Origin of the sequence: Litchfieldia alkalitelluris (genome assembly GCF_002019645.1) — a bacterium.
GTDB classification, from domain to species: domain Bacteria; phylum Bacillota; class Bacilli; order Bacillales; family Bacillaceae_L; genus Litchfieldia; species Litchfieldia alkalitelluris.
The window spans coordinates 4976256-4988997 of the sequence record NZ_KV917374.1 but is presented as its reverse complement, the minus strand read 5'-3'; the positions used below and the strand labels follow the sequence as shown (position 1 = coordinate 4988997).

Genomic DNA, 12742 nt, shown 5'->3' with positions numbered 1-12742 from the left:
TCATGCCTAGTTTAGTATTTATCAATTTCTTTTATTGGCCAGTGTACAGTCACAATGATTAGTAGATAAAAAGACTTGATTGATTAAAGCAATACTAGGACAATTCAAGGGTAATAGATTGGGCATTTGAATCCAACTTATTTTTTTCACTGGAATTTAGCGGTTCAACTCCTGAACTGGCACCATTGTTGCGAAATCTTAATGGAGTACTTCCAGTCTTTTGTTTGAATTGCCGGCAAAAATGTTCTACATTATTGTATCCACAGCGAAAGGCTATTTCAGTAATGGTATAGGTACTGAGCATTAAATATTCTTTGGCAAGACGAATTCGGCTGAAGATGACGTCGTCCATACAGGAAATACCAAATGTGTTTTTATAGAGTGTCTGTAGATAGCCAGGACTAAGGTGAATAGATTCCGACATTTTTGGAACACTCCAGTCTTTACTAGGGTTATTGTAAATTTCTGTTCGAAGATTTATAAGCGTATAGTATTGTGGGGAAATCTCTGTTTGGAAGTAAGATTCCAAGAGTTTATTAAACAGAATTTTCAATAAATAACCCGTTGATGATTCTCCATAGGTTTGATCAAAAGAGTTCTCTGCAACAAGTAGCTGAAATAGCTTGTGGCAATAATCCGGATCACCCAACGCAAACGGGATTCCACGAGGAAGAATGGTTTCGGTAACATAAGGTTCATTGGTTTCAAAACGTACCCAGTTATTTACATATTGATCAGCACAAGCCCTATAGTATATTTTCTGATGTGGTTGATATAAGATCGCGCTGTGCGCAGGATATTCTTTGATTTCACCATTCACCAAGAATAGAGCAGGAGTTTGAGTGACAACAAGAAGCCAACAGTCATGACCTTTAGGGATATCAAATTCAAAATTATTTGTATGTGCAGCATCATATTCTACATAGAAAATCTTTGTCATAGCTATTCTCCTAATCCTTATGTTACTTACTAATCACATGGCATCATTAGGTCTTTAATGTCAACACATAAAATATCAAACTCAAAATATAGTAAATTATTATTATTATGCATCATTTTTCTGTAAATTCCAATGATTCATTTTTTAATAAGTGATGATTAAAATAATAGACTCAAGGAGTTAATTCATGCACTTTGTTGCATTAACAAACTAAGTTAATCGCACGGAGAGCATACGCCAAGGCTAAGTATATTTCGTTTTTACTCAGGGCGAATTGTCAGGCAGTATGGTTTTTTAACAATGCAAATGAAAGCGTTTTAATAATTTGAACTTAAGGGGGTGATAGGTATAGATAAGGTTTAAAGTTTCTTTTAGCTAGATGTGCATAAAACATTTTCAAGGGGGTATTAAGGTGATCAAGAGAAAATTATCGGCATTATTATTAATATTTTTGTTGTTTTTAGTCTTCGCCGCTTGTTCAAATGATGATAAAACTTCTACAAATGAAAATAAAGATGTACAAAATGATACGAATTCAGAAGAACAGAATGGTGAGGTTGATAGAACACCAGTCACGTATACTTACTTTAACGCCGCAGTCCCAGGGAAAGATATCGAAAGCAATACGACCAGAATTGGTAAAATTCTTGAGGACAAAACAGGTGTTAACTTTAAGCTTGAGCATATTGTTGGTGACTTGAATACAAAAATTGGGGTTATGGTTGCGAGTGATGACTACCCTGACGTTGTTATACCAGATGCTGCAATCGATACAATGTTAGAAGCTGGAGCATTTATCCCATTAAATGATCTTCTTGAAGAACATGGTCCTGATATTCTTGCTGCTTATGGACCATATCTTGACCGATTTACAATGGATGATGGAAATATTTATTACTTACCATTCGGTGCAGATGTAAATGAGTTTATTCCTAATCCTAACATTGACCAAGGTGCGTTTTGGATTCAACGGGGGATACTTAAAGAATACGGCTTTCCAGAAATTAAGACATTGGATGAGTACTTTGAAATTATCGAACGCTATGCTTCTGAAAACCCGCAGATTGAAGGTATGAACGTCATCCCATTTAGTGGATTGACTTATGACTGGAGATTCTTTGCATTTTCCAATATTCCAAACCACTTAGCAGGATACCCTAATGACGGTGGGGTAATGGTTGATATGGACACACACGAAGCTAGTGTTTTCGCTGATTCTGAACATGCAAAGCGTTGGTTAAAAACTGTAAATGATCTTAACGCAAAGGGATTGCTTGATAAAGAATTATTTGTTGCAAATTATGATGAATATATTTCAAAGCTATCTTCTGGTCGTGTACTAGGATTCTTTGACTATGGTTGGCAGTTTGCAGATGCTATTACTGCATTAAGAGACGCAGGGAATCCTGATCGTGAGTTTATGGCTTTACCAATTGTGTTTGATGAGAATATTAAAGATCAATACCTAGATCCTCCAGCATTTGTAGGGAACCGTGGAGCTGGTATTACAGTAGATGCTGAAAATCCAGAACGTATTATTCAATACTGGAATGAATTAGTTAAAGAAGACATGCAAAAGCTTGTTTTTTGGGGCTTTGAAGATGAACATTACAGTGTAGATGAAAATGGACGTTTCTACCGTACGCAAGAACAAATCGAACTTGCTCAAAATGAGGTAGAAAGAGAAAAAGTAGGAATGAAGACATTTGAGTGGAACTGGCCTCGAATTAATGGTTCTTTCTCTGATGGAAATGCAGTTGAACCGCGAAGACAACCTGAGGTTGCTTTAGCGACATATACTGAGGCGGACAAAGAGTACCTTGACGCTTATGGTATCAAAACATTCTCTGAGTTATTTTCTGCTCCAGATGATCGTCCTTGGTATCCTGCATGGAGTGCCAATATGGAACAAGGCTCTGACTCACAGATCTTCCAAGAACGTGCTGATCAAATCATAAGACTGCACTATGCAAAAATTGCTTTAGCTAAACCAGCTGATTTTGAAAAAGAATGGAATGACTTTGTTAAAGCTTATAGAGCTTTAGATGTAGATAGCTACGAGCAGTTCTACACAGATGTTGTTCAAGCTCGTGTTCGAGGAGAATGGTAAGCAACACACTCTCTCAAAAGTAAATAAAATGGCTATGGTAACAGATAGTTGGTTATCATAGCCTCTTTTATTGAGGTACTACAGAATGAAATGTGCGGATGTTATAGTCATCCGTTTGATGTGAATAAGAAAGGGTGGATTAAATTGGCAAAAGATTTTACTAAAGCAAAAATGGTGATTGATAAAGATTTCGTCATTTCTAAAATTGATAAGCGTATCTATGGTTCGTTTATTGAACATCTTGGAAGGGCTGTTTATGGTGGTATTTATGAACCAAATCATTCAAGTGCGGATGAACAAGGATTTAGACAAGACGTCCTTGAACTAGTAAAAGAGTTACAAGTACCTATTGTTAGATACCCTGGCGGAAACATGGTGTCTGCTTATTACTGGGAAGACGGTATTGGACCAAAAGAGGACCGTCCACGTAGACTGGAGTTGGCATGGCGCGTGATTGAAACAAACCAGGTTGGTACAAATGAATTTGTGGATTGGGCTAAGAAAGCAAATGCGGAAGTTATGATGGCAGTTAACCTTGGAACAAGGGGAATCGATGCTGCTAGGAATCTAGTAGAATATGCGAATCATCCTGGCGGGACAGCTTGGAGTGATTTAAGAAAACAACACGGTTATAAGGAACCTCATAAAATAAAAACGTGGTGTCTTGGAAATGAAATGGATGGGCCATGGCAAATAGGGCAGAAGACTGCTATTGAATATGGTCGTCTGGCAGCAGAAACAGCAAAAGTCATGCGTTTAGTTGACCCAACAATCGAACTGGTAACCTGTGGGAGTTCGGGTTCAGGAATGCCTACATTCCCAGAATGGGAGGCCACTACGCTAGATCATACATATGACTATTCCGACTATATATCACTGCATCAATATTATGGAAATCGAGATAATGATACAGCAAATTTCCTAGCCAATACTTTGGACATGGAAAACTTTATTAAAACGGTTATATCGACATGTGATTATATAAAAGCTAAAAAGCGAAGTAAGAAAACAATTAATTTAAGTTTTGATGAATGGAATGTATGGTTTCATTCTAATGATCAAGATAAAAAAATCGAACCATGGTCGATTGCACCGCCTCAATTAGAAGATGTTTATACATTTGAGGATGCTCTTCTTGTTGGGAGTATGCTAAACACAATGATCCGTCATTCTGACCGTGTGAAAATTGCTGCAATGGCACAATTAGTCAATGTGATTGCACCAATTATGACAGAAAATGGTGGAGGAGTATGGAAGCAAACGATTTTCTATCCTTTTTATTACACATCTGTTTATGGTAGAGGATTGGCACTTAACCCAGTAGTCAAGTCACCTAAATATGATAGTAGTGACTTTACAGATGTTCCTTATTTGGATTCAGCGGTTGTATATAATGAGGAAAAAGATGAGGTTGTTATTTTTGCCACAAACCGTCATATGGAAAATACGTTACAAGTGGATATTGATGCTCGTTCATTTGAGGGTTATGAAGTGGAAGAACACGTGGTATTGCAAAATGATGACCCAAAGGCAACGAATACACTAGGTAAGGAACAAGTAAAACCACATAATAAGGGCGAATCTTATATGGAAAATGGGAAGGTAGTCGGTATTTTACCAAAATTATCGTGGAATATGATTCGACTAACTAAAACGACTAACAACTAAAGATGAGGTGCTTACAGTGGAAACACAGAAAAAACAAGGCGTGAATCCTTACCTCCCTTCATGGGAGTATATTCCTGATGCGGAACCTTATGTGTTTAATGACAGAGTGTATATTTATGGCTCCCATGACCGCTTTAATGGGCATGTATTTTGCTTGAATGATTATGTATGTTGGTCAGCCCCGGCGGATGATTTGGGGGATTGGCGGTATGAGGGTGTTATTTATAAAAAAACAGATGATCCTCTGAATTATGCTGAAAATATGTGTTTATATGCTCCAGATGTCACGGTTGGACATGATGGAAAATATTATTTGTACTATGTTCTAGATAAAGTATCCGTTGTATCAGTAGCTGTTTGCGATACTCCAGCAGGAAAATATGAATTCTATGGATATGTACATTATGCAGATGGAACACGTCTTGGGGAAAGAGAAGGAGATCAACCACAGTTTGATCCTGGCTTACTGACCGAAGGAGATAAAACGTATCTGTATACTGGTTTTTGTGCAGCGGGTGATAAATCCAGAAAGGGAGCTATGGCAACGGTTCTCGGTCCGGATATGCTTACCATTGTAGAAGAACCGGTATTTATCGCACCAAGTGAGCCTTATAGTGCAGGTAGTGGTTTTGAGGGGCATGAGTTTTTTGAAGCGCCTTCGATGAGAAAGATGGGAGATACCTATTATTTGCTATATTCCTCGATCGTGATGCATGAACTGTGTTATGCCACCAGCAAAAATCCAACAAAAGGTTTTGAATACAAGGGCGTAATTGTAAGCAATAATGATCTCCATATTGATTCTTACAAACCGGCGGATAAACCAATGTTTTATGGTGGCAATAATCATGGCAGTATTATTGAAATGAATGGCAAATGGTATATTTTTTATCATCGACATACAAATGGATCAAGCTTCAGTCGTCAGGGATGTATTGAGCCTATTAAAATTCTAAAAGATGGAACTATTCCTCAAGTAGAGATGACGTCCTGTGGACCAAATGGCGGACCACTTATCGGACGTGGAGAGTATCCAGCATATCTTGCGTGCAATCTGTTCTGTCGAGATGAGGCAAAGTATTCAGGTGGTTTATGGATGGACAGCCAATTCCCGAAGATCACCCAGGATGGAAAAGATGGGGATGAGGAAATAGGATATATTGCTAATATGCAGGATTCTGCTACTGCGGGATTTAAATATTTTGATTGTCAGGATATAAAGAAAATCAAAATTAAGGTGCGGGGATATTGTAAAGGTGTATTTGAGGTGAAAACTTCATGGGATGGTGCAGCGCTTGCTGAGATACCTGTTGATTTTACGAATGTATGGACGGAATACTCTTCTGACATCGTCATTCCGGATGATATTCAACCATTGTATTTTACCTATAAAGGAAATGGGAGTGCCGGTTTAGCTTCTTTTATACTGGAATAATTTGTACTGCTTTTTGTATCGGTTTTGCAATTGAAAAAAATGTCTCAGTTTATATTGAGGCATTTTTTTGTTTGCCTGTTGAAATAGCCGCAACCAGTTACTTTAGTAAGAGATTTCTATTTCTTCAAGATCGCTATTCGTTAGCAGTGCATCTCCTTTCTCAATATTCTACTCCCCCCAACCACATAAGAGCGGACCATCACGGCCCCAGATGAAGGAGTCAGAATGGGTTGTTGAAAATAAGTGGAGAAAGTTCTCTTAATTGGGAATTAGCACTTAAAATAGCTTAAATAGACGGAAGGATTCCGCCTATTGACTCAAAAAACATAAAAATGGGTTGTTGTTCTTTGCTTAATCGGAAATACTCCGCTTATAGGCTGAACCAAGCTCTATTTTGCCGTTAACCGGAAAATCTCCGCTAATTTTAAAATTTACAGTAAGATAAGTCGTATAACAAATTGTGGGGGACCAATAGCCGTTGTACCTCTACAATTTGGTTTGCATTTCCCTGTGAAAATTTGATTTTCACCCACATGGCTTTACACCAAAAATAATGAGTGTCAATTTCATATGTAAATTGGCGCTCATATTTAATATTAGTGATTAAGGAAACTCTTTGACTACGCACTAGAATAGAGCGGTAATAGTTATCCTATCAAATTCATCATAAAAATGAGTTTAGTTGTGTTGAAATTGAATCCCTATTTTAAAATATTCTAGAAGTGACGATAAATAGGATAAGATTAACCTTTCGCACCTTAAAAAGTAGATATATAATAACTGACTGTAGAGCTACAGTTTATTTCAGTAAAACCTCGACACAGAAAAAACTAGAATAAAACACCTCAATGTTTGATATAGTGGTAACTACATATCAAAACCGAAGGATAACTAAATTGATTACTATATACACTTATATCTAATAGATTATATAAAAGGAGTGTAGATATGTTACGTATTGCAGTTGTGGAAGATCAGTCTATCTATCAAGAGCAATTATTAGACTATTTACAAAGATTTCAAAAAGAAAATCAAGTACCGATGGATGTGCAAACATTTACTGATGGTGATGAGTTTATTAATAAATATGATGCGCAGTTTGACATTATTTTGATGGATGTGCAAATGCCTCTAATGGACGGAATGTCAGCGGCAGAAGAAATTCGAAAAGTTGATTCGAAAGTAGTCATTATCTTTATTACGAATATGGCGCAGTATGCGATTAAAGGCTATGCTGTTGATGCACTCGATTATGTGTTAAAACCAATCACTTATTACGCATTTTCTGAACGGTTAAATAAAGCCATTAATAGGTTAGGAAAAAGAGAGGTAGAGTACTTGACCATTAAAGTGAAAAATGGCTATACACGCTTAGATATGTCAGAGATTTATTATATCGAAAGCCAAGGTCATAAGTTATTATTGAAAACCAAAGATGCTACGATTGAGGCATCAGGAGCAATTAAAGAATTAGAAAAAGAATTGAATGATGATTGGTTTTTTAGAATTCATAGAAGTTATTTAGTTAATCTTGCTCATGTCGAAGGGGTAAAAGATAAAGGCGTTATCGTTAAAGGAGAGGAACTTCCAATTAGTAGATCAAATCGAAAGCCTTTTATGGAAGCGTTAGTTGACCAATGGGATATGTAATTAGGATTTATTTAATGAACATGTGTAGAGGAGAAACGTAATGCCTTACGATTTAGCCGAAACTCCAGGGGGATTTTATGCTGTCGCATACCTGATGAGTGCTTTGCTTTTTGCTGTATTAAATAAAGGCAAAAGAACGAAGATAGAATCCTTTTTAATTACGTTGAGTTTTCTAGCACTTATATTTATTTACATGGAGATCATTAACACAGATGTTCATATGATGTTTTTTGTGCCGAGTATATTGGTATCGATTGGTATCATTTATCTATACATTTATCTTATGTGTGATTTGTCCTTATTGAGTGTGGGTTACTACACAGCTAGAGCATTTATTGTTGGTGAATTTATTGCATCTTTTTCCTATCAAATTTATTATTTCGCTGTTTTAGATTTAGAAATGTCGTTTACTTATTTCACCACATATCTGTTTATTTTTATAAGTTATAGTGTGGTTTTAGCTTTCATGTACCTATTAGAAAAGCGATTTGTTAAGAACCATTCAACCCATGATGTAACAGCTAGAGAGATGTTTTCAGCTTTTATCATTGTTGCAGTAGTGTTCACGATGAGTAATATTAGTTATGTATATCAAAACACGCCATTTAGTGGAAGTATGGCAAGAGATATTTTTAATATCCGAACACTCGTTGATTTTGGGGGAGTAGCTTTACTTTTTGCGTATCATATCCAAATTAATGAAATGAATATGAAGTTCGAAGTGGAAAAATTGCAGAATTTATTAAGGCTGCAAATTGCGAATTATGAGCTGTCAGAAAAAAGTATTGAATTAGTTAACCAGAAATATCATGATTTAAAACATCAAATTGCAGTATTAAAACAAGATGCTAGTACACAAGAAGCAGTTGATTACCTTGAACAAATGGAAGATGATATAAAAATATATGAAGCACAAAACAAAACAGGAAATAAAGTACTGGATACGGTACTTATGGGGAAACAACTGCATTGTCAAGATGTGAATGTCACCTTAACGGTTGTCGCAGAAGGAAAAGCTCTTGATTTTATGGATCCGGTTGATATAAGCACCTTATTTGGAAATATTTTAGATAACGCTATTGAAAGTGTTGTGAAAATCGATGATATCGAGAAAAGACTTATTCATTTAACGATAAGTAAACGGAAAAGTTTTTTGAGTGTTCGAGTAGAAAACTGTTACGAAGGGAAATTAATCTTCAATAATGGATTACCCGTCACAACCAAAAAGGATAAAAACTTTCATGGATATGGATTAAAGAGCATCCAACAAACAGTGAAGAAATATGATGGCACGATGACAATAAAGACCGAAGATGGCTGGTTTGAGCTACGAATACTCTTTCCGTTATTATAGTATTCTCTAAGTTAAAATGGCCGTTTTAGAAGGCTTTCTTTTTAACAGACATCAAATTGACGTGTGAACTTGGCCATGCGTCTTTTTCTTTGTTTATTAGGGCTCCTATGTGAGTTTTTTAACTTTGACATAGCATTGGAATAAGCATTGTACAGTTTATAAAGCTGCTGATTCCTGAATTTTGGGGCAGTCACCGATTTTATCGTAAATGGGGGAGATTCGGCTCTTTGATTTAATAAATAAAGGGAAAAATTTCTCTTAATTAATTAATAGTATCGAAATTAGCTAAAATAGGGGAAAAAATTTCTCTTATTTTATTAGAAACATAAGAAAATAGGTGATTTTGCTTGTATAGGGGGAAAAACTCCACTAGCATTGCAAAACAATTCTAATGATTTACTTATTTACCAAAATTTGTTTAGACATATAAAAAAAATCCCCTATTGTATGTTTGAAGACATGTTACTCAAACACAAACAATAGGAGAAAACCGTATGAGTAACATACCAAATATATCTGTTTTTGAAAAGTGTTTTTCGTTAATTTCTATGAAAAATTTTCGATGCCCAGTTTCCGATACTTACTCAAAGAAACTGTTAACAGGGCATACAATCTTATTATTTGTTAATGCCTTCTTACAAAATCATGGTTCTCTAGATGAAATAGCTGACCATCTAAAGGCTAATGAGGATCTACAGTCTTATTTAGGATTGAAGTCAATAAGTGGTTCATCTCTATGTCGAAAGTTAAATGAAATTCCAACGCATCATCTTCAAGAGATGTGTTTCGAAATACTAAACCAGGTTGCAGAATTGAAAAAACCACAGGAATCTACATCCGCTACTTCTTCAGAAGTAGGTTTGTTAGGAATACTAGATTCCACAGAAATTAAACTTCCTAAAAAGGCAGGAGAATGGGCGTATACATCCAAAAGTAAGAATGCAGTAAAAGTACATCTTTTGCTTGGATCTTTTGGCCAAGATAACGTCTATCCGGAATTTTTCATCCCATCAACTGCAGGATATGCCGACCATGAAGTTGCGGATTACATACTTACAAGCCAACATCATACTCATGTGATGGATCGTGGTTATATCAACTACACACTGTTCTCAAAGTGGTTAGAAAGTAATATAAACTTTGTTGTTAGGCTTAAGGAAAGCTCGAGAACAAAGGTTATAGAAGAGTACTCAATTGAGACAGAAAGTCTCATTACACTTGATGCAAAGGTAGAAATGAAAGTTCCAAAGACTGAGGAAACAATCATTGCACGACTAGTCGAATACCGTGACTCGGATGGTAATCGATATCGTGTACTAACTAATCGTTGGGACCTTTCTTCAGAGAATGTAGCTATGATTTACAAAAGAAGATGGTGCATTGAACTATTCTTCAAGTGGTTGAAACAAAACCTAAAATTTGAGAAGCTATTTAGCTACAAAACAACGGCTGTTTGGAATCAAATCTACCTTGCTTTTATCGCTTTCGGACTATGTGAATTAGTAAAAGACCAGTTTGAAAATGTAAAGTATACAACTAAACAAATCTTAAAAAAGATGATTTGTAATTGGTATCAACCATGGCAGAAGTTTTTTAATTTAATTACCTACAAGACTTCTCGGACTACTAGAGGAAGAGTCAAAAAAGGTAAACCTGGTCGACCTAGAAAACATCCACGGATTCTTAAAACAAAAAAGGTAATTTACATCTAAGTTAATAATTGGAAAAAACAGGAACATGTCTTCGTTTGTTTGTGTGTTTCTTTTTTTTATTAGTTGAGTAATTACACATGGAAAAATTTCACTAAAATAACAATTAGTGGGTCATTATCGTTGCATTGCTCCTGCAAAAATATATAAAATGGAACTAATTAACATCTTCTTGCAAGGCTAGTGGAAAAACTCCACTTATTTACCCAAAAATAAGCTCTAATTGGCAATTAACGGAAATAACTCCCCTTATTTTTTATGGCTAGGAATTTTTATATTTAAAGTAGCGGGAAGAATGATGTTGGAACCTTATTTTAATGCGTTCCGGTGATTCACGAATGCCTTCCTTAAGGCTGGGGAGGCTGAAAGTAGAAATGTTAAGAGTAGATTTGGTGAATTATAAAGAGAATAGATTGACAAATAAAAGGATTCTATTAAACTAAAACTAGTTCTACACTCAGGTTTCTTCCGTAATCTTTGTATCCGCTCTACCATTCTTTATTGCTACAATCCCCCCTCCCAGTTGAGACCACATTAAACTTCTTTTTTTCACTCGCATTTTAACACTCATTATCTTTAAAATCTTTCCGAAGTTCAAATTTAAGGTTTCCACCACAAAAAACATAACCATTGGATAGGAAGAGGAATGCTATGGGATTTGAAAAAGAATATCAGACATTTATGAATAATCATTTAAAGACAAGAACCGGTGAACGGTTGCGGCGCTTAAAGGAAGGTCACAAACATGCTGAAATGTTGTTTTTGAAGCAAGTGTGGTGGCCATTATTTCACCATTTTCGATATCTGCATCCAGAATATGAGGTCAATGATTTCAAGGATGGCAAAAGGTACTTGGACTTTGCTTATATTCGGCCGACTATGCAGATTTGCCTCGAGATTGACGGGTACGGCCCTCACTTACAGAACATAAGCCGATGGCAATTTTCAGACAGCCTGGAACGTCAAAACCAGTTAGTGATTGACGGATGGACAGTGATCCGCTTTTCTTATGACCAAGTTAACGAGAAGCCTCGTCAATGCCAACAAGTTATTCAGCAAGTGATTGGCCGATGGCTAGGGGATGAACTGGACCAGACCACTTTGTCCTTAGTTGAAAAGGAAGTACTTCGGCTAGCGATTCGAAGCGTTGAAGCCATAACCCCTGTAGAATTCGAGAAGTATTTGAAGCTAAGTAACAAGACGGTTAGAAAAGTGCTTTCTCAACTAGTCGATAAAAAGCTGTTAATTCCCGCATCTGGGACAGTGAGAGTTCGCTCTTATCGGATAGGGGAACAGGTTAGGCACTATGATCTAATCAGTCGATAGAGGGAAAAATTTCTCTTAATTAATAAATTTCATCGAAAACGGTGCATATAGAGGGAAAAATTTCTCTTATTTTACTCATAAAACAAGGAAATTGGTAATTTTACTTGTATAGAGGGAAAAACTTCCCTTATTTACCCCAAAACGAGTGCTAATCTTCATTTAACGGAAAATTCTCCCCTTATTATTTATCGCTAATAAAAAATCCATCACACCAATTCAATTCAATTGTCATTTCAGCAAAAAACACCATTAAACCGCACAACTTAGTCTTGGTAGAACCTCTTATCTGAGGTTCTCTTTTTGTTTGTATTACAGACCCAATAGGATGAAAGCGCCCTTCCGTCACGACCATCACCTATATAAATAAACAAATGCTACGATCATACATTTGCATACTGTGGAGCTCTGGTCAAAATGGTGACGCTTACCTTAAATAAAACCATTCATGCAAAAAAATAGACCATTCATGAAAAATCCGTTCAATAAAAAATGAAAGCGTTATAATTCGAATTAAGAAAAAGTCGCCAATGAGTAACTAAAAGGTGGGGAA

8 protein-coding genes are annotated in these 12742 nt (G+C 36.1%); 7 read left to right on the top strand and 1 reads right to left on the bottom strand.

Annotated features, from left to right (window positions below):
• Positions 1–94: 94 nt before the first annotated feature.
• On the bottom strand, positions 95–940 hold the full coding sequence (locus BK579_RS23330; protein WP_078549695.1) for an AraC family transcriptional regulator: 846 nt from the start codon (positions 938–940) through the stop codon (positions 95–97).
• A gap of 412 nt (positions 941–1352) precedes the next feature.
• On the opposite strand from BK579_RS23330, the gene BK579_RS23325 reads away from it, so the two are divergent.
• The 7 genes from BK579_RS23325 to BK579_RS23295 all read left to right on the top strand — a co-directional run bounded on the left by BK579_RS23325 (position 1353) and on the right by BK579_RS23295 (position 12192).
• Positions 1353–3050: an ABC transporter substrate-binding protein gene (locus BK579_RS23325; RefSeq protein WP_235848521.1), complete on the top strand. Its 1698-nt coding sequence runs from the start codon at positions 1353–1355 to the stop codon at positions 3048–3050.
• Positions 3051–3221: 171 nt separating this feature from the next.
• Entirely contained in the window at positions 3222–4718 is a 1497-nt protein-coding gene (gene arfA / locus BK579_RS23320; RefSeq protein ID WP_235848607.1) for an arabinosylfuranosidase ArfA, read from the top strand.
• A gap of 16 nt (positions 4719–4734) precedes the next feature.
• On the top strand, positions 4735–6153 hold the full coding sequence (locus BK579_RS23315) for a family 43 glycosylhydrolase (protein ID WP_078549692.1): 1419 nt from the start codon (positions 4735–4737) through the stop codon (positions 6151–6153).
• A 948-nt stretch (positions 6154–7101) separates the two neighbouring features.
• Entirely contained in the window at positions 7102–7803 is a 702-nt protein-coding gene (locus tag BK579_RS23310; protein WP_078549691.1) for a LytR/AlgR family response regulator transcription factor, read from the top strand.
• 40 nt (positions 7804–7843) lie between these two features.
• A complete protein-coding gene (locus tag BK579_RS23305) occupies positions 7844–9157 on the top strand; it encodes a sensor histidine kinase (protein WP_078549689.1) in 1314 nt (437 codons plus the stop codon).
• A 494-nt stretch (positions 9158–9651) separates the two neighbouring features.
• The gene (locus BK579_RS23300) at positions 9652–10869 is read left to right on the top strand and encodes an IS4 family transposase (RefSeq protein WP_078549688.1); all 1218 of its coding nucleotides are present in this window, start codon (positions 9652–9654) and stop codon (positions 10867–10869) included.
• Positions 10870–11496: 627 nt separating this feature from the next.
• Positions 11497–12192 carry a DNA-binding response regulator gene (locus BK579_RS23295; protein WP_407936260.1) on the top strand — a complete coding sequence of 232 codons (696 nt, stop codon included), beginning with the start codon at positions 11497–11499 and terminating at the stop codon, positions 12190–12192.
• The last annotated feature ends 550 nt before the right edge of the window (positions 12193–12742 follow it).

Bases quoted from the DNA above. Each gene is read 5' to 3' on its own strand.
- BK579_RS23310 (WP_078549691.1), top strand. From the start codon at position 7,102: ATGTTACGTATTGCAGTTGTGGAAGATCAGTCTATCTATCAAGAGCAA.
- BK579_RS23330 (WP_078549695.1), bottom strand. From the start codon at position 940: ATGACAAAGATTTTCTATGTAGAATATGATGCTGCACATACAAATAAT.
- arfA (WP_235848607.1), top strand. From the start codon at position 3,222: ATGGTGATTGATAAAGATTTCGTCATTTCTAAAATTGATAAGCGTATC.
- BK579_RS23300 (WP_078549688.1), top strand. From the start codon at position 9,652: ATGAGTAACATACCAAATATATCTGTTTTTGAAAAGTGTTTTTCGTTA.
- BK579_RS23305 (WP_078549689.1), top strand. From the start codon at position 7,844: ATGCCTTACGATTTAGCCGAAACTCCAGGGGGATTTTATGCTGTCGCA.